Source organism: Gemmata palustris (assembly GCF_017939745.1).
Lineage (GTDB): Bacteria > Planctomycetota > Planctomycetia > Gemmatales > Gemmataceae > Gemmata > Gemmata palustris.
Genome location: NZ_JAGKQQ010000001.1, coordinates 3,803,891 through 3,821,806 on the forward strand (window position 1 = coordinate 3,803,891; position 17,916 = coordinate 3,821,806).

Annotated in this window: 17 protein-coding genes, 1 tRNA gene and 2 pseudogenes; 2 read left to right on the plus strand and 18 right to left on the minus strand. The window is 66.5% G+C overall.

The genetic code is table 11. The features are described 5' to 3' along the window. Positions 1–143: 143 nt before the first annotated feature. From J8F10_RS15620 to J8F10_RS15660, 9 genes are all read right to left on the minus strand, one after another. Positions 144–320: a hypothetical protein gene (locus J8F10_RS15620; protein WP_210655070.1), complete on the minus strand. Its 177-nt coding sequence runs from the start codon at positions 318–320 to the stop codon at positions 144–146. A 30-nt stretch (positions 321–350) separates the two neighbouring features. Continuing rightward, entirely contained in the window at positions 351–743 is a 393-nt protein-coding gene (locus tag J8F10_RS15625; protein ID WP_210655072.1) for a hypothetical protein, read from the minus strand. A 49-nt stretch (positions 744–792) separates the two neighbouring features. After that, positions 793–1,872: a hypothetical protein gene (locus J8F10_RS15630; RefSeq protein ID WP_210655074.1), complete on the minus strand. Its 1,080-nt coding sequence runs from the start codon at positions 1,870–1,872 to the stop codon at positions 793–795. Between the two features lie 149 nt (positions 1,873–2,021). After that, positions 2,022–2,378 (minus strand): helix-turn-helix domain-containing protein, encoded by a 357-nt coding sequence (locus tag J8F10_RS15635; protein WP_210655076.1) that lies wholly within the window; start codon positions 2,376–2,378, stop codon positions 2,022–2,024. Between the two features lie 132 nt (positions 2,379–2,510). Continuing rightward, on the minus strand, positions 2,511–2,741 hold the full coding sequence (locus tag J8F10_RS15640) for a hypothetical protein (protein WP_210655078.1): 231 nt from the start codon (positions 2,739–2,741) through the stop codon (positions 2,511–2,513). Between the two features lie 44 nt (positions 2,742–2,785). After that, positions 2,786–3,913: a hypothetical protein gene (locus J8F10_RS15645; protein ID WP_210655080.1), complete on the minus strand. Its 1,128-nt coding sequence runs from the start codon at positions 3,911–3,913 to the stop codon at positions 2,786–2,788. A gap of 141 nt (positions 3,914–4,054) precedes the next feature. Further along, positions 4,055–4,414, minus strand: coding sequence for a hypothetical protein (locus J8F10_RS15650; protein WP_210655082.1), 360 nt, complete (start codon positions 4,412–4,414; stop codon positions 4,055–4,057). Next, on the minus strand, positions 4,411–4,908 hold the full coding sequence (locus tag J8F10_RS15655) for a hypothetical protein (RefSeq protein WP_210655084.1): 498 nt from the start codon (positions 4,906–4,908) through the stop codon (positions 4,411–4,413). Before J8F10_RS15655 ends, J8F10_RS15650 begins: the two co-directional genes overlap by 4 nt. Next, entirely contained in the window at positions 4,901–5,290 is a 390-nt protein-coding gene (locus J8F10_RS15660; RefSeq protein ID WP_210655086.1) for a hypothetical protein, read from the minus strand. Before J8F10_RS15660 ends, J8F10_RS15655 begins: the two co-directional genes overlap by 8 nt. Positions 5,291–5,441: 151 nt before the next feature. On the opposite strand from J8F10_RS15660, the gene J8F10_RS15665 reads away from it, so the two are divergent. Beyond that, positions 5,442–5,804 (plus strand): helix-turn-helix domain-containing protein, encoded by a 363-nt coding sequence (locus tag J8F10_RS15665; protein WP_210655089.1) that lies wholly within the window; start codon positions 5,442–5,444, stop codon positions 5,802–5,804. Between the two features lie 35 nt (positions 5,805–5,839). On the opposite strand, the gene J8F10_RS40340 is transcribed toward J8F10_RS15665, so the two are convergent. Further along, positions 5,840–7,054: a tyrosine-type recombinase/integrase gene (locus tag J8F10_RS40340; protein ID WP_210655091.1), complete on the minus strand. Its 1,215-nt coding sequence runs from the start codon at positions 7,052–7,054 to the stop codon at positions 5,840–5,842. A 154-nt stretch (positions 7,055–7,208) separates the two neighbouring features. On the opposite strand from J8F10_RS40340, the gene J8F10_RS15675 reads away from it, so the two are divergent. Further along, positions 7,209–7,281 (plus strand) — tRNA-Arg (locus J8F10_RS15675). Between the two features lie 292 nt (positions 7,282–7,573). On the opposite strand, the pseudogene J8F10_RS40840 reads toward J8F10_RS15675, so the two are convergent. The 8 genes and pseudogenes from J8F10_RS40840 to J8F10_RS15715 all read right to left on the minus strand — a co-directional run. Continuing rightward, positions 7,574–8,935, minus strand: a pseudogene (locus J8F10_RS40840) (hypothetical protein); the annotation flags it as partial. Between the two features lie 257 nt (positions 8,936–9,192). Then, a complete protein-coding gene (locus tag J8F10_RS15685) occupies positions 9,193–9,564 on the minus strand; it encodes a hypothetical protein (RefSeq protein ID WP_210655093.1) in 372 nt (123 codons plus the stop codon). A 3-nt stretch (positions 9,565–9,567) separates the two neighbouring features. Continuing rightward, the gene (locus tag J8F10_RS15690; RefSeq protein ID WP_210655094.1) at positions 9,568–12,054 is read right to left on the minus strand and encodes a DUF3854 domain-containing protein; all 2,487 of its coding nucleotides are present in this window, start codon (positions 12,052–12,054) and stop codon (positions 9,568–9,570) included. 80 nt (positions 12,055–12,134) lie between these two features. Next, complete coding sequence (locus J8F10_RS15695; RefSeq protein ID WP_210655096.1) at positions 12,135–12,449, minus strand: helix-turn-helix transcriptional regulator; 315 nt, start codon at positions 12,447–12,449, stop codon at positions 12,135–12,137. Positions 12,450–12,451: 2 nt separating this feature from the next. Next, the gene (locus J8F10_RS15700) at positions 12,452–12,712 is read right to left on the minus strand and encodes a helix-turn-helix transcriptional regulator (RefSeq protein WP_210655098.1); all 261 of its coding nucleotides are present in this window, start codon (positions 12,710–12,712) and stop codon (positions 12,452–12,454) included. 114 nt (positions 12,713–12,826) lie between these two features. Further along, positions 12,827–14,353, minus strand: a pseudogene (locus tag J8F10_RS15705) (ISNCY family transposase). Between the two features lie 495 nt (positions 14,354–14,848). Beyond that, positions 14,849–16,096 (minus strand): hypothetical protein, encoded by a 1,248-nt coding sequence (locus J8F10_RS15710; protein WP_210655101.1) that lies wholly within the window; start codon positions 16,094–16,096, stop codon positions 14,849–14,851. After that, positions 16,047–17,267, minus strand: coding sequence for a hypothetical protein (locus J8F10_RS15715; RefSeq protein WP_210655103.1), 1,221 nt, complete (start codon positions 17,265–17,267; stop codon positions 16,047–16,049). The genes J8F10_RS15710 and J8F10_RS15715 overlap by 50 nt, the downstream gene beginning before the upstream one ends. Positions 17,268–17,916 lie beyond the last annotated feature (649 nt).

The window sequence follows — 17,916 nt, forward strand, 5'->3', positions numbered from 1 at the left end:
ACCCTTCGGGCCGGAGGGGGAAGGACCCATAGACCAGCGCCGGAGCGTTCAGCGAGGGATGCTCTGGCGTTCGACATTAGGTTCCCCTTTGCTGCTGGCCCGGTTGCAATTGTTGTTGATAGCACGGGTTGTGTCGGATCGCGTTACGGCTGCCGATCGGCCGGGAGCGCGAGCCAGTCACCGTTCCTGCGCCCGCCGGTGCCGATCATCGCCCACGCCTCACGTTCACTGCCGACGTGCGCCACCATCTCCCACGGCCGGCCGCGGCGCTGGCGGAACCACAGAACGAACACGGACGGTACGGTCAGGACGGCGGGCATGGTGTCGGGCTCCGTGGTGGTTCTGGTCAATCATCCGTGCCGGCGCGACTGGCCGGCGAGCTCGAACACGGTGCCGCACACGATGCGGTCCGCGATGCGATCGTCGAACAGTCGGACCAGCTCCGGGACGCCACCGCCGGGCGGTTCCCAAGGATCGACGTTGCTGGTAATCACCAGCGGGCGCGCGACGCGATCGTCGAGGATGCGCTTGAACAGGCCGTAGTGATCGTCCCCCAGGCGTTGCTCCCGGTCGCTCGGTTTCCGCATGTCGTCGAGCACGAAAATCGGAGCACGTCGCACGACGCTCCACAGGTCCGACGACCAAACCGTTACGCAGCCGTGAGGAGTCGAGCGGTAGTGCCGTCCCTTCTCGGCGCTCCGGAACACGTCGGGCAGGGCGGCAAAGTCGGCGAAGTAGTTCATGAACTCGCTCACGTCCGGGGAGTATCCGCTGTGCGAGCTGCCGTAGTGGTCAAGCAGCGTCAGCGCGGCCGACGTTTTCCCGGTCCCGGGTCCGGGGCTCCAGAGGTAAAGCGGCCACGGGCGAAGTCCCCTCGTCAGCTCCCGCATCACCGTGAGTAGCTCCGGGAAAAGCCCCTCTCGGCCCCGTGGATGATTCGGGCGCACGGATCGCACCGGGTACGATCGGCCGTCGAGTTTGCAGGCCAGGGGCGGCAGGTCGGACGTACTTGCCCGGTTGAGGCTCGACGCGATGGCCTCCCCCAAGGGAACCGGCTCCGGATCGCGTGTGCGGTGCATGGCTGGTGCTCGCGGTGTGTGGTTCGAGTTTCTTCGGGAAGAGCCCGGTCCAGCCGGCGGCGAGCGAGGCTTTGATGGCCGCGACTGCGGATTCCGGCCCGAACGGGGCCAGGTCGTCGAGTTGGAGCTTTGCAGCGAAGGTGGTGACCGGCTTCTTGCGGTTCCCCAGCCACGTGGCCCACCACTCGCGGAATGCGGGCGTGTCGAGGATGCCCGGGATGGGAATCGAGAGGGACTCGGTGCGCGTGGCTCGTCGGCTCTTGCCCCGTGCAGATTTTTCGGTGCGGCGTTCGGAAACCGGTCCCCCCGGCTTTGCGGGGGTAAGGGGGTCTTTGTCTTTATTCTTCTTCTGTTCTTTCTGAATTGGGGGCACTGTGCCCCCAGGGCTGAGGGCAGGGTGCCCCCAGGGCTGAGGGCAGGGCGCCCCCAGGGCTGGAGGCACTGTGCCCTCAGGCTTGACATCACCCTGGGGGCAGCTCGCCCCCAGGCCCGGGTTGGCAACGAGGCGGTACACGGCCGACTGGCTGAGTCGCACGTCACCGGCCCGGAGCGTCACCAGGTAGCCGTGCTCCTCGAGCTGGTCGAGCATGCGGCGGACGGCCTTCGTGTCCGAGCCGTAGCACTCCGCGAGCGTGCGCACGCTCACGCAGGCCGAGTCCGACGGCACACGCTCGAACCGCCAGATCGTGAGCCACAGGCCGGCGGCAGCACCGCACCCGGCCGCGCGGAGCGGTGCCTGCCCGTGGTCGATGAATGCGTTCAACTTGTCGAATCGGGATTGAGCGTCACTCACGGCGCGACCCTCCCACCCGCGCCACCGAAGTGAGCGGAATTGGCGGTGCCGTGGTTGCACGTCGTCGAACTGCGGGCCATGATCGCGGTGTCTCGATGGATAGTGTTGGCATTGCGGCCCGTGGGCTCACCCCCACGGGCTGCGGTGTTTCATGTCGCGTCGGAATCTGGGAAGAAGTCGATTTGGTCCGTCGGTCGGCGCCGGCGCGGCACCTTCGGAAGTGGTGCCGTCGAGCGGGTGCGCTCAAAGTCGGCAAGCGCCTCGGGCAGCACGATGTAGCGCGGCTTCCCGCACGCCACGTCCGCGGTATTGATGCCCTTCAGAAGTCCCGCGCGAATCCACGCGCGGACCTTGTCCTCACTCACCCGGTAGCGCTTCGCCAGGTCCGCGACGGTGAAGCCGCGCCCGGTGACGTAACCGGCCGCACGCACGGCCTCAACAATCGCCGGGATGAACGCCGCGAAGTCGGAGCGGCCGCGGTGGTTCGGGCTGGCGTCCTTGTTCACAACCGACCTCCATCTTATTTTCCGATCGAATTCCCATGATCGATCGTCATTACCTATCGATCAATCCGAACCGGATCGCGGTCGGTGCCGCGTTCTTGGTTCATTCAGGGGGCTACGTGGTGTGCCTGTATCTCAGCGGTGGTCGCCGATTGCCTCACTCTGGCGGCGAGCAGTTTTGGGCCGTTCTTGCTGCAATCGCCTTTGTACTTCGGCAGTTAAGATGCGAACCGAGTCCGCAGAACTGCCGAGGCGGCTTTCCGCGTCGTCGAGGTGAATGAGCAACCGCCAAAGGGGAATGTCGGCGAGCTTCAGTGATGGAGTGTTTTTGCTCATGCTCGAAGAGTACACTGTGGTCTTGATCACGAGCTTGTTCCGCAACTCTTCAGCAATGCGGCAAGATGAAACCCCTAGGAATTACTGAGTTTCTGTGCCGGATCTTTTTCTGCTTCCGCAACTCTTCCGCAAGTTGCGGAAGCCTTCCCACTGTTGCTCACGAAGTCGAGGAGCGCGTCCCAGACCATCGAACGGTGGTACAGAAATCGCGATCGCCTGACACCTTCGCCCGCCTCCACTTCAACCGCGCAACCGGCATTCTTGGGTTGCCTGCGAAACCGGGAAAGCCAAGTGCTCACATCCTTGGCTCCGCTTGGCCATCCCGCCGCGCGAGCGAGATCTGTAGCGGTCATCAAGGGACCTCCGCCGTCGGAAAGCAAAGCCGCTGTTGCAGGCAATTGCTCGTTCCGGGCGCTACCACGCAAGTAAGCTCGCGACTCGAATCGCAGGATTTCGCTCTCTTCCTCTTCAAACTGTGGGTCAAAAAGTATCGTCTGGTCTAGTGGCATTTTTGCTCTTATGTCTGAGACCCAATTGCTCAATACCATTAGATACATACCAAAATCGAGTGACCTATTCCCGAGTTCGAGCGGCCTAGGGATCGCAAAGCGGCTACTGGTTAGCATGTCTGCGATAGCTTCCTGAATTTCACCGGAAAGCGGCACTCGCTTTTCGTCGTCCAGGTCAAGATCTAATGAGCTCGGCGCACGCTTACTTCGCTTGTGCAATTTCAGTAGACGGGATGCCTGTTTGCTGGTCGGTGGCATTGGATCAAGAAGGAAGCTAAGCTTCTTAAAATCCGCATTAATTGCATCATCGCGATTGGAATCGTAATACCAGTTTATTCCTGGACTTACGTAGTAGTAGAAGTGATCGCGACAGACATGAAGAAGATCATACAAGTCGCGTAAGTGCGGAAAATGGAAATCATCAATCCAGTATAGGACCGACCTCATTCTCGCAAGTCGTAAGTTGGGAAAAACCAAATCCGGAATACGCCAGAAGTCGCCTGGATCGTAACCGAAAGCGCTCATGATGCGTCCAACCCGCATCACTTGCTGGCAAGCGATACCGAATCGCCGACCGAACTGATTGGTTTCTCGAATCATCTCGGAGAAGGAAATCGTTTTCGAAATACCGTTCCCCCAATCCCATGTCGGAAACTCGACGAAGTGTTCGCGCGTATCAAACTCATCCCACATGATCTTTTCCCGTACTTCAGGGTGGCCGCGCCGGCGGCGGCCTCGGGCAGGCGGGTACGAGACCGCCGTTCCTCGGCCGCCGCCTTCACCGGGTAGCTACTCCCGGTGGCGCGGTTTTCGCACAGTTTACACTCAACCCGCTCACCGCGCGAACCGCGGTTTGCTCTTCGGCGTGTCGGGGGCTTTGGGCAGTTCCCACATCACGTCGAAGATCGTGACGTAGATCATGGGCAGCAGCGCGCGTAGCGCTCCAGCGCCCCGGAAGATGTCGTCCAGCCGAATGCCCTCGTCCTCGGTCAGTTCCGGGGCGAGGCCGGCGTCGCGGAGCTCTTCTCTGAGCCGCTCTCGCTCCTCGGGTTCCTTGAAGTCCTTGAGCTTGTCGCGGACCTGGAGGATGAGCTGGCACAGTTCGGCGCCCATGAGGTTCGAGCCGCTCGCACTGAACACGTCCGCGCGCGAACGCGGCTTCCGTTCCACTGGTTTCTTCACTTTGGCTTTCATGCTGCCCTCCGGTCGGATGTGTCCCGTTGTTGTTCACTCCCGACCACGTCAAGATGCTCGCAGGCCTCCAGCCGCTCCCGCACGATGTTCAGCACCGGTTGCCAGATCCGGAGCTCTTCCACCGTGTGCTGAATGTGCTCCGGGCCGCAACCAGTAAGGGACCGTTCGGAATTGGGATTCAGTCCCGCCGCGACGATGGCGGCGAGTCGCGCAGCTTCAGCCGCGGCATCGTCGGGCCACTGCTCGAGGAACCGGCGCACCTCGGTGGTGAGCAGTCGCAACGCGGTGCTGATCCGGGCAGCCGACTTCCCGATGTCGCTGGCCGCGATAGCGAGGCCGCGCGCGTGCTGTTGAACTTCCGCCTCCTGGTGTTCGGGAGAGAACTCTTGGAAGTACCGGCGCCGTGAGAGCGGAGCGCGGGCCAGTGCGAGCAACGGCGTCGGATCAGCCGGGGCCGCGTTTGGCTCACCGGCGAACGGGATGACATCAGCCATGACGTGCGCCCCCCTTCAGCTCGGCCGGCGGTTCCTCGAGCAGTTCGGCCGTGATGAACGCGGCCGCGGACTCGAGGCACCAGGCGAGGCCGGCCAAGTCGCCGAGCACGTTCTTCGCCAGGGAAGCCGGGTAACTGTCATCGGTCGTCGGGCGAACCCCGGACCGGTTCAGTTCATGGATGAGCGAACCCGGGGTGTGCTCTTCCATGAACCGCTCGATCACCCCGAGCAGTTCCTTCGCGGCCTTCGCGATCACGTTCGCGTCGGTCATGAAATCGGACTTGGCCAGCGCCCGCCAGAGCTTGAGGGCGTAGGCGAGATCGGGCGCGGGTGCGCGAGGGGGCTTGCCCCGCATCGCGGAGGCGGGTACAGTTGCGGGCATGGGTCGTTCACTCCTGTTGCAGGGTGGGGACACTCAGACCGGCCCGCCAGGAGCTTGTACCCCCTGGCGGGCTTTCTCTTTTTCGGCTACTTCGGACTTCCGATGTACTAAATAACTCCGAAGTACGCGGAATTCAAGTAAGTTATTCGGTATGCCGATGAGGATCATTGATCCCACCGCGCGCGTCAGTACCTTTTCAATGGCTTTCACTGTGCGTCTTCGGGGGGAGGGCATTCCGGTGCTTGTGGCCGAACCGAACACCTTTGGCGATCGCCTGAAAGCACTTCGCGAAAAAGCGAAGATGACGAAGTACCGCCTCGCACAAGTGTCGGGCGTTTCTCAACAAACCATTTCTCAGCTCGAGAAACCGGGTGGCGGAGATCCGTCCTGGGAGACGGTCAAGAAGTTGGCTCATGCCCTCGGCGTTTCAATCGACGAGTTTGACACCACCGAGGATGATGACAAGCAGCCACAAGCCGAGCCTGCCCCGAAGAAGAAGCCTCCCAAGAAGTAGCCCGGCGGACGGGTGGCGCCGGGCCGCTCCCAATTTCACGCGGTCTTCAACTCCACGTCTTCCTTCTCCCCATACACCCACTTCCGCACGAAGTCGCTGACGGCCTTTAGGCGCTCGTCGCTGATGCGCTCGCGGTACACGCTGGCCATGTCGTCGCGCGCGTGGCCCATGATGTGGTCCACCGCGACCTGGTCCTTGGCCTCCCCGCCGATCGTCTCGAACGTGTGCCGCAGTGCATAGAAGTTCCGCTTACCCCCGATGCCGAGCGCGTTGAGTAACTTCCGCATCTCCTTCGACACCGGGCTGTCGTCGATTTTCTTGTGGAAGCTTCCGCCCCACACGGTGATGAAGAACAACCCGGCATCGGCGGGATCTGTCGGTTCAACTCGCGCGGCGAGCACGTCCTTCAACGCCGCGACAGTTTCGGGCCAGAGCGGGCACCGTCGCGTGATCCCGGTCTTGGGCCGGTGATAGTTCACCCAACCGCCTACGAGATCCAGCGCGACGGTGGGCAGTGTGCCACAGTCCGCGTTGCCGAAACCGCAATTGACGCCGAGCAGGATCATCGCACGCAATGAGACACCGGCCCGCACCGTCCTCTCACCGCTCTTCCCTTCCACCGTGGCCCCGTTCAGCAGCGCACGGATCTCGGCCGCCTCGAACATCCGGGAGCCTTTCTCGGCCCGCGCGAGGCGAATCGTCTTCCGGCTCGGCGCCGAAAACCCCGGGCCGAATCGCATGGGCGCGGGGAGCATTTCGTTCTCGTAGCCGAACTTGAAGACGCTCCGGACCTGTTGAACGAAGTTCCGGATCCGGACCGCGCCCCAGGTCTTAGCCATCGTTTTTCGGAGCTCCGCGAAATCATCCGGGCCGAGGTCCGCGACCAGGCGCCCTTTTCCGAACTGAGAGACGATGAGTTTTGCGGTCTGCTCGCAGCTCATCCACGTGCGCGAGGCGAGCTCTCCCGCGTCCAGAAGGCTCTTCTTGTGGTTCAGGAATGCGTTGCACAGCGCTTTGACCGTGACACCTGTTGACACCTCCCGCAGCCGGCGCCCGGAGTGGAGGGCGTCTTTCTGCTCGAGGTACTTCTTGAGGGCGCCGTCGGGATCGGCCCACGGCCCGAAGTAGCACATGTTCCCGCGGATCTTCTTCGCCCAACGCTTTGTAGCGTGCGGAAATAAGGGGAAATCGGGATGGGGCTTGTTCGGCTTGCTCGCGAACCCGTCCGAAGTAGAATCGCTCTTAGACACGGCTGCCGTTCCTCGAAAACGGTTGTTGTGACTCGGCCGGGGGTGTTACTAGCGCCCTTGGCCACTTGCGAGGATAGCGGGTGTCAGAAGTGGTGTCAAACACGGATCTGGCAGGAACTGGCTTCTGCGAAAATTCTAGGAAAAAAGGACATTAGCCCTCGTAGCTCAGGGGATAGAGCACTGGTTTCCTAAACCGGGGGTCGCGCGTTCGAATCGCGCCGAGGGTACTTCCCCGTTCGCACTCAGAGATTCTCGCTTGCCACCAATTCCCTGTAAATCCGGGAAGTTAATGCCTTGTTGCGTTCCTACTGGGCGGTGGGTCGAATCTTCATCCGTCCTCAATCGTAACTGCCGGCTACCGCCCGCTGCTGCTCCCGTTGCTGCTCCCGGCTGCTCCTGAATAGCACCGTTGTCGTCCGTCCCCGTCAGCCGCAGAACCGCCGGTTGGTTCTGCGGCACGGTCGATTCGGGGAGCTTGTCCACCACACTGCCGAGGTCGTGTAACCGAGTGCGGGCGTATCGACCCGCGGTCAACTTTGGGTCCGAGTGGCGGGCAAGAGTCATCGCCTGCTTTAAGTCCGCCCCCGCGCGGATGACGTTCGAGATGTACACCGACCGCAGCGCGTGGAAGTCGCGCGTCTCGGTCCCCTCTGGTCCATCCACTTCGACCGGCACACCGGCAACGGCGAGATCGATCCGCAGCATATCGGCGGCCTTCTCGAACCAATTCCCCGGCCACACGGCCGTCTTACCGGGTCGGCCAATGAGGTACGCCCGCAACTCAACAACCAACGCAGCGGGCAGCGGTTGCGTCGCGCCCTTGCGGTTCTTCGTGTGCTCGGCGGGGAGAACCACAACGGGCGGTGACGCATCAAGGGCGAAGAAAGCGGGGACCAACGCGGCGAGTTCACTGGCGCGGAACCCCGTCCCGACGGCAACACGGTAGAGCATCGCACGGTCGGCTCCGGTCAACCCACGAACTTCGGTCGCACTTCCGCTCGCGGCTGCGAGTAGCGAATGGAGTTCGTTTGGGGACAATTCGCCGCGCCGTCGGCGCGGGTCCAAGTTGACGTTCATTGGCTTCAGTCGGGCAAAAGGGTCGCGGTCGAGGCGGTAATTGGCGACCATCCAACGGGCAAACTGGCGAACTGTTTGGAGCCAGTGGTTCGAGGTTTGGGAAGAGCGCCCGTGGTCCCTTAAGTCTCGGAGGCACGTCACTGTCTCCAGAGGAAATCTTCGCGCCCGCCCGTTGCCCCGTGCCGACAACCGGTGCCGGCGCACGAGGGCCGCAACAGCCTGAGCCCCCACGCCACCGAGCAACCGACCTACTTCACTGACGGTAAACCACTCCACCCCGACTGGGATAGCCGGAAGCACGGGGCGGCTGGCGCGAGAATCGGCGAGAAAGGTTTCCAAGCGATCGGCGGTCACATCACCCGGGAATACCCAATCGCACCCCTCAAGCACCGCACGCACGCGGCTGGCCTTCAAAGTGATGTACTCGGCGTCGCGCCCGTTTGCCCGGAGGCTCGCCAGCCACTCACCGAGGTGTTCAGCAAGTGTGCGTTTACGGTGCGCCTCGAAGGGGTCACGAACCCCGGCCTTTTCGTTCTCGATCTTTCTGAGGAGGTCGGCGAGCATAACGGCGGACGCGTCCCGGTTGGGGCTGAACCGGACGCGCTTGCGCCGGCCGTTCGCGAACCGCACGTCCGCGGCCCATTTCGCGGCCGGCTTGAGGTACTGGGTGCCGCTCTCCGACACCGGGTACAGCACGGACTTGCCGCGCTCCTTGAGGCGCACGTGCGGCTTGCCGTCCTTCTCGACAATCTCGGCGTTCGCGGGCAACGGGTACGGGCGGGTGGGCTTGAACAGCGAGGCCATGTGGCGAGTACCTTTCTGAGAACGGTCGGCGCGGTGGGTGCGGTTCTCAGGTCGCACCCCACCGACGCCGACCAAAGGTTGTTGGAGTATACCCGACGCGCACGGTGCGCGCCAGGTGTGTAGCGGTTCGCGGGTCCTTCCGCGAGGGCGGAACGATGAGCCCGCACGGGGAACACTCGGGCTCGGGGACACAGTTTGTTTCGGACCTTGTGGGGACCGTTACTGTGTCTCTAGCCCGGACTGTTCCCGGTACGGTGTCACCCGCGCCAGCGCCGGGAAGAACCTAACGACCCGGACGGGGCGAACAGTTCGGGCGCGTCGATGCGAGCCGCCGGGCTCATCCGGTCCCAGCGGTCATCGCCTGCGACGCACAGGAGCGTGATCCCGTCCGGAATCGGTTGGCCCGGGTTCAACTCGATCACGCGCCCCGTATCGCCCGCGCACCCGTACCACGTGCGCCCGGCGAGTTGGGCACGAACGCCTGTGTGGAGCACGCGTAACAGCGGCTCGAGCGCGTCCGGCGGGTCGCGCCCGAGTGCCAGGTCCGGGCCGTCGAGTGCCGGCGCACACGGCCCGAGCGATTCGAGCAGGGCGCGAGCCGTACATACGGTCATCGTGGTGGTACTCATGGTTCAGCGCGCCTCGTATGGGGTATCGTTGTTCCGATAGCGCCGACCCGAGAGTGGGCGGGAAACATCGTCCCCCGCGTCCCCGTCGTCCCGATGGACGCGCGCGGTGCTGTGATCCCGGGCTTGTTCGTGGGGACGGTCCGCGGGGACGGTGTCGGCGTCAGGGGCGGAGCACCGTCCCCCGGGATCGTCCCCGCCCGAACGCTGTGAATCGCACGTATCTCCACGAGATGGACTGCCGGGGGACGCGGGGGACGATGTTTCCCGCCCACTCTCGGGAACCCGGGTGATGTGGACGAACCGGGACCGCTTCCCGCCCGACGCACCCCCGCTCGCGCGCCCGTCCTCGACGCACAGCCCGTGGACCCGGCGCAGGTTCGGGGCGAGTCGGCGCAACTTGTTCGTGAGCACGTTCGGTTTCTTGGGCCAATCCTTCGGGACCGGTACCGGTGCGAACCGGGACAGGTCCACGAACAACTCGGCCGGGGCTCCTTCCCAGCTCGTGCGCCCGTCCATTAGGGCCACGAGTGCGCCCGGGACCGGGGACGCATCGAGGGCCTGTTCGTGGGCCCCGGTCTGGTTGTCCGCGTAGGCCCCGAGGAACTGGTCCGGCTCCCCGGCCCCGCGCTCGCACGCCACCGCGAACAACGCGAAGTCGGCCATGCGCGGCAACCGGTCCAGCTTTACCCGGGGCAGCTCCCGTAACCCGCCCGAAACCCGGTCCAACAGCGCACCGAGCAGTTTCGGGTGCGCCGCCTCGAACGCGCCCCAGAACTCGGACTCGGGGCGCCGCTTGTCTTCCGAGATCGGCGGGTGCCGGAGCAGCACGGACCGCTCGAGCAGGTCCGCCCGGGTGATGAAGTCCTCGATCCCGTTGACCACGAGCGGGCGCTTGGCGTCGAAAATGGTCTCGTCGTCGTTCGTGTACAGCTCGCGGGTCGAGAACCCGCCCCCGGTCGCCAACCGGCACAGCGCGTCGCTGAGCCACCCGGGGAGCCCGGACAGGTTGTCGAACGCGAGCACCCAGGCGTTGCGCGCGTGGATCATCAGGTCGCGCGCCTCCTTGGGCTCGGACCGGACCGGGGCCGCGCTCGGGTCGATCAGGCGCTTGACCACGCGCCCGGTGGTGGTCTTGGCGCTCCCCTGTTCCCCGAGGAGCACCAGGGCCGGGAACGGGCCGTCGGGCCGGAAGCACCCGGCGAGCCACGCGAGTACCAGCGCGAACCCGTTCTCGTCCGGGACGTTGAGGAACGCGCGCAAGTCGTCCAACGAGCCCCCGGGCTCGGGTGCGGGCAGGGGGAGCATTCCGGCCGGCTTGCGGAACCGGACCGGCGGGTCCGGGCACGCGCGCCACCCGTCCCCGTCGATCTCGATCACCGTGCCGTCCGGGTCCGCGAGGTGTAGGTACGCGCGCCCCGCGTGCCCCGCGATCCGCACATGGGCCGTGCGCTCGGGTCCGTCGAACAGGGCCGCGGCTTCGATCCCGGCCAGGGCCGCGGACAGGGCCTCGGCGTTGGGCACCTTGCCCGTGCGCACGCGGTACGCGTGGACCAGCAGGTGCCGGAACCCCTTGGATCGGACCGCGTGGGAGTGCGGCCCGGCGCTCGCGAACGCGCTCCGGGTCGGGTCGTGCCACAACTCGAACTCCAACCCGATCGCGGTCAGCACGTCGGCCGTGCTCGGGGGCTTGGCGCCCTCGTCCTTCGTGTCGGCGGGCTCGACCGGTGCGCGGGCCGCGTCGATCAGCACGCGGAGGTCGTCAGGCGCGTGCGCCACCAAATAGTCGTCCAGCCCGACCTTGGCCCCGCTCGGCGCGCCCGGCAGCCGGGCCACCCGCACGATGGCACCGACCGCGGTCAGGGCTTCGGCGAGGTGGCGCTCGGCCCGGGCCACGTCCGGGTTGGTCGCGCGGTCCGAGTCGAACGCGATCGTGACCGCGCGACCGCGCCACGCGACCGCGGCCAGATCGGGAATCAGTTCCCGCGCCCCGGTCTTCTTCCCGTCCGGTCCCACCGTGCGCTTCCGGCACCACCCGTACACACCGGCGAGGCCCACGCACGGGAATCCGTCCTGGTCCGCCTTGAGCGCCTTCTTCATTCCCTCGGTCACCAGGAGCGGGATCGAAGGGTCGGTGAGCGCGGCGCGCGTGCTCGGTGGGAAATACGCGCGGAGCGGTTTCCCGAGCGGGGACTCATACTTGATGGCCTTCCCATTCTTCTGGCGCGGGTGGTCCGGTTTGACCATCACGTGCCCGACCGGTGTTCCGCTCGGGTCGAAGAACGGGAAGCACAGGCACGGGCCGAGCGCGGCCGCCGGGTGCTTCCACCCGAGGAGTGCGGCGACGGCCTCCGGGTCCGGTTCCGAGTACACGCCCGCGGCCCGGACCTGCGCGTCGGACAGCCCCGACGCGCGCAGATCGCCGAGGTGTTGAGGGAGCAGCGCCGGGCTTCCGTGCTCCTCAGAACCCCGATCGTTGGGTACACTATCCATAGTCGGTTCCTATCCAACGGGCCGGGGCGTCTTGGCGGGCACCCGGCCCGTTGTTGCTTCGTTCGGGTGAAAGGTTCGGGTCAGGAGGCCCGGAGGGCGCGCAGGATTGTGGTCCAGACGGGCTCCCATTCGGCGCGCGGCGGGCACCCGTGGTCGATCCACAGCGCGAGCGCGCGCCGGGACCACCCGACGGACCCGCCCAGGCGGATCGGGGCCGGGGTCAGCCCGGCCGCACTCAAGCGGTCCCAGGTCGAGGCCCCGACCCCGCAGAACCGGGCCGCAGCGACGCGCCGGAGCAGCCCGGGGGGGCGGGACTTCCGGCGCGCGGGTATTGCGGGCGGTACGGGGCGCGGGCTCGTCCGGTCCTCGTGGTTCGGTGTTGATTCGGCGGCCACGATTATTTCCCCTCCGCGATCCGCATCTCGTTCCAGCGGTCCCGGGTCGGGCACCCGGCCGCGACCCATGCCACGATTTCGGCCCGGCGCCAGCGCCGGGAGCCGCCCACGTACACCTGGGCCGGGAGCCGCCCGGCCGCCTGGTCGCGCTCGAGCGAGGCCACCGAGCGGCGCAACAACACCGCCAGTTGGCCAATGTCGATCAACAGCCCCTCCGCGCCGGGCGTCGGCGCTTCAGTTCCCGGGTCGGTCGCGTGCGTCATGACTTAAAATTCCTCAAATGGAACCCGGTCCCGCGGCGGTACTCGGCACCCGAGCGGTGGCGCGTGCCACCGGGTGGGGCCGCGTGCGGGCCGGTGCGAATTACCGGTGATCAATCACGCACGGCGCAAAAAAAATGCCGGCAAGCCTGACTGGCGGGCCAGGTTTTCCAGGCTTTTGAGGTAGCTGGCGGGATCGCGTCGGAACTGCCGCTGTTGGGTCCGGGCCGCTTCACGAAACCCGAGCTCCTCGCAACTCGCGCCAGGCGAGCACCGACGTCGGTGCCAACTCCTCGGCCGTCGCCTCGCCCAGCCGCGTCATCAGCCCGGCCACCAGCCGCACGCTCCCGCGCACGACCAGCCCCGGCGACGCCACTTTCCGACCGCTGCACCGCCGCTCGTGGTGCCGGTGGCTCCCGAACAGTTGCTCCAGGTCGTTGTTGGTCCGCGGCAGGTCCCCACGTCGTAGGTGTGGAACAAGCCCGGCTCGTAACTGCGGCTCACCTTCACGAAGTGATCCAGCGGCTCGGACAGGTCGGGGCGCTGTCGGCTCATCGCGTCCATCTCCCGGACCCGTTCGTCCCACGGGCGCGGACCCCGGCCCCGGTCCGGCCGTCGTAGTTCGAGAGCTCGTGGGCGACCCGGTACACCCGATCGAACAGCTCCTTCACCGGCGCGAACAGTGCCGCCGTCCCTTCGAGCCCGCGTGTGATCATTCCGTGCAACCGGGTCAGCTCCCGGCCCGCCCCTTTTTCCCCGCGCCCAGCTTCTTCAGGCTCCCCGCCACCGCGTCGTCGAGCCGCCCGCGCAGCCGCAGCCCGGCCGAGTCCAGCGGCGGACGCCCGTCGTCGGTCAGCGCGCTGCGGACCGCGGAACAGTACCCGCACGACCTCCGCCTCCGCATCGCTCCGGTCCTCGACTCGACGCTCGACCTCGCGCACCCCGCGGACGCGCTTCTTGAGCTCCTTCTTGGCGTGCCGGTCGGCCTCGTAAACCGGCCCGGCCGCCTCCCGCAGGTAGTGGAACTGGCACAACTGGTGCGGCACTCCGGGCAGCGCTTGGGCCACCGCGTTGCGGATCGAGTGCTGCCCGTCGGACACGACCCCGGCGATCGGCACCCCGACGGCTTCGGCGGCCTGGGCCAGCAAGGCGGCCAGATCCGCCCGGCACGCCGACAGCAGCGACTTGGCCAGGACCACACGCCCGCTGAGCACGTCGCGGATCACCCACAGCACCTCGTGCCCGACGTCCGGCTGGAGCCCGTCGAGCGCGAGTAATACCCGCCCCTGCTTCTCGAACGCCGGGCGCATCCGGTCCGGGTTGGTGGCACCCAAGGTGCGCAGCTCGTCGAACCGGTGGAGCAGGTTGGTGACCGTGCGAACTGACAGGGCCACACCGCGGGCAACGAGTTCGGCGTGGATCTCGGGCGCGGTCCGGTGCGGTGTACCGGCGGTTGCCGGCGTGCGCGACGACGTCGAGCCCGAACTCGTGGTGCGGGAGGGCGATTCGGCCTTCGGCCTCGGGTCGGAACGGGACCGAATACAGGTCACACGGGCGGTGACGGCAGCGGCCGATGCGCAGTGTGTACCGGGCGACGCCGGCCAGCGTGGTGACGGTGCGGAAGTTGGAGTAGTCGAGGTACAGGTGATGCCCGCACGCCACACACGCGGTGGCGACCGGGGTCAGCGTTTGCTCGGCGGTTGGCGCGGGACGACAGGTGCGACGGGCCATACGAACACTCCGTGGAGGCGCAACCCATCATCACTCAACGCCTTCTGCACCACCAGTCAGGCTTGCCGGCATAGAAAAAAAGCCGCCCGGGGCCGCGGGCGGAGCGAAAAATCCGGGGAAAAGTGCGAAATCAGCCGGCAGAGAAATGGGGAAAATGCGGCGGGACGCGGACCGGCCGTCGGTAATTGATTACCGATCGAACGGTGGCACGAGTGACGCGGCCTCGAACCGGGCGGTCCACTGGTGCCGCTTCCGATCGAACGTGAACGGCGGGCCGTCGAACCGGAAGAATCGGGCCAGGGCGTCCCCGAGGGCACTCAGGCTCGTCCCCGGCCGGTCGCGGTAACCGCCCGCGGCCGCAAAAGTTCTAACAGCGCTTCGCCGGCCGGCCCCACGGTGTCGCTGGGATCAGTGAGCCCGAGATCCGCCAGCGTGTAGTGGATCTGGTGGTCGCGCGCGCCGGTCGCGCCTTCCCACCGGCCGGGATCGCCGTCTTCTTCGCCCCGAACGTACTCGGTCCCGCGCCTCAATCGCCACCGCGATCGCGAGGATTCCGGGTTCCACTTCGGTGACGGTGACGTCGTCCCAGGTCGCGCCGGGCGGGGCGGGGAACGTAGCCGCCCCGGCGCTGCGGATCGCGAACCGGGCGCGGTACGGGCGCCCGCGGGGCGTCCGGTGAAACGGGTCGCCGTCGAGCCCCACGAGCGCCCGCAGGCGCTCGCGCAGGGTGCTCACCTTCTGTTTGAGGTCGTTGCCCTTGGTGGTGATTTGGTCCCCGGTCCCCAGCGCCCCGCCGAGCCGCGCGAGCACCCGGAGCACGGCCCACACGTCATCGGGCACGTCCGCTTGCGCCCGTCCTCGAACCCGGCTTCGGCGAACCCGAACCGCTCGACGGTGGCCGGCCCGGACCCGGACGTCGTGCTCCCCGACGAGCAGTTCGACCCGGTCCCAGGTGGTGCCGGGCGGCGCGACGAACGTGCGTGCCGGCCCCTTCAATTTGGACCGTTCGCCGGGCGGAAGGGCCGCTGTGAACGTATCCCGATCGAGTGCGAACGAGTCCGTTCCGGGGGCGAGTAGATCGCACAGGGCCAGCACCGTGGGTTTGGGGTCGGGTGCCCACAGCGAAGAAGCGGGAACGGCTGATGGGACGAATACAAGAGCGTTTGGGGACCACAGCTCCGGCACGGACTCGATGACCGCCGCGGCGTCGGGGCGGGTGAGGCCAACGGCCAGGAACCCGGTCCAAGACCGCCCACTCGCGCGCACCGTTCCGAGCTTCCACACCCGGCCCGGAACCCGCTCGACGACCTCACCCGATGCACCGAGCGCTCCCGAGACGAGCCGCGCCAGGGTCCGGAGCCGAACGACCCACCGGCGCAGGTCGGCCGGGTCGAACCAGACCACACCGAACTCCGGGCACGAAATGCACGCGCGCGGAGGAAGGTCGGGGGCGCGCACCCAGCGCACGGGCTCTACGTGATCACTGGCGCACGCATCACAAACCACGGCCCCGGCCGGCCCGACCTCGGCGAGCAACCCGCGCGCGACCAATTCGTCGAATGCGCCCGTGGGCCACCGCGCCACCGCCCGCGCGTCGAGTACCGGTTCAGGCCACTCGGCCCGGGCGAGTATCGCCGTCATCGGACTCGTCGTCACGGGCGTCCCCCAGAATGCCCCATCGGCGCAGGCACCGCTCCCCGATCGCGCGCTGGTCGTCGGGCATGCTCTTCAGGTTGCACGCGTCCGGTGCCGACACGTCGAACGTCCGGGACCGCTCGCGCTCCGCACCGGCCGGAACGTACCGGACCGTGAACGTCACTTGGCTCACCCGCAAATCGTCGCGCGGGAAGCGGTCGATCGGGAAGTGCAGGTCGAGCATGTCGTACACGTCCCCCGCGCGGTTCGGGTCGGCCTCGAGCACCACGCGCCGCTCCGGGGTCCACATGGACCCGACGCGCAGGCGCCGGATCGCGACGCCGTTGATCCCGTTGGCCGGGTCCGGTGCCACCGGGAACGTGCGGTCGATGAGCCCGTTGAGCTGGTACGAGCGGCGCCCGGGGGCGGCGAGCGGTGGGTCGCGGTGCAGTACGTACTCGCAGAACAGGTCGCGCACCGTGTGGCGCCAGCGCCGGTCCCCGTGCGTGTACTGGTCCAGGGTGCCCTCGACCCGGTCGTACACGTACACGACCTCGAACGCGGGGCGCAGGGGGTACCGGACCAGGTGCCCGCGCTCGTTGTGCCCAATGTGGGTCTGGGTGTAGTCGTCCAGGTACAGGAACAGGTACAGGGAGCCATGGCGCTCGTACCGGTCCAGGGAGCACTGGTGCCCGCGCCCCTGCTCCCGGTACAGGCGCGCGACCGCGAGTCGGAGCTGCTGGACCGCCTGGGGGGACGCATCATACGGGTGCCCGCCGAACCCGGTGGTCAGGTTCCAGTACCGCCCCAGCGGGGACGCGGCCGCGAGCAGTTGGCGCGCGGTGTGGAACGCGGGGCCGTGGTTCAGGAGCACCCATAGGGCGCGGGCGTGGTGCCCGGGGAGGTGGGCAACATCCTCGGTGACGTCCCGGCCCCGGTACAGGATCTCGGCGATGAGCGCGCGGACGCCCGCGTCGGACGCCATGTCGTGGACGTGGCGCAGCATCTCCTCGACGCGCTCGCGCGGCCCGGGCGCGAGATCCAGCCACGCCTGGCACAGGGCGCGCGTGTCGCCCTCGACCAGGCACGCCCAATCGGTACCGGTGGCGATGTCGCTCTGGGTGAGGAACGTGCGGATCAGGTCGAGCGGGAGGTGCCGCAGAACGGCCTTCGGAGCGTACTGGCGCGCCACAGCATCCTCCCGAGCCGGACAAACCGAATAAACCGACCGGAAGGCATACTAGTGTACATATTTTATCCAATCAAGCGTATTCGTCTCATTTTCTGGAACTGGCCCTCACAGGCCCTCGTAGGCACGGGTACCGGTCGGTCCGAGCGGCCACGAGCGAACCTTCCTACACAACGAAGGCGGGGAGACCATAGAGTAACGATCGAATCGTTCGCCCACAGAAACGCATTGTATGTGAGTACTGATCTCGATAATCTCGCTGAAGCTGGTGGGGTGCTTTCCCGGTACCGACACATCCGAGCCCAGGGTGCTCTGGGTGCTGAGTTGCAACATACACTATAGTTAGTGCGGGATCGGCCACCGTGCGCGCCCGATCCCCCGCGGGTCCATCCGGTAAGGCGGACGATCGGAATTGCGCGGGGCAGTTGGTTGCAGAGGTGATGTGACACGTGTCACGCCAGCGGTATTAGCCCATTGGTGGGGATGTCGGTAACCTGCTGACATGCAAGATGCATCTCCGCCCCGATCACGGACCCCACCATGCCCCCGGTGCCGGTCGCTGATCCGCGCCGCTTCAACGGCGATGAGCCGCCACTCGAGGTCGCGAATGGCTGGCGTGACCATACTCATCGCGACCGTTTTGCGCGAGGTA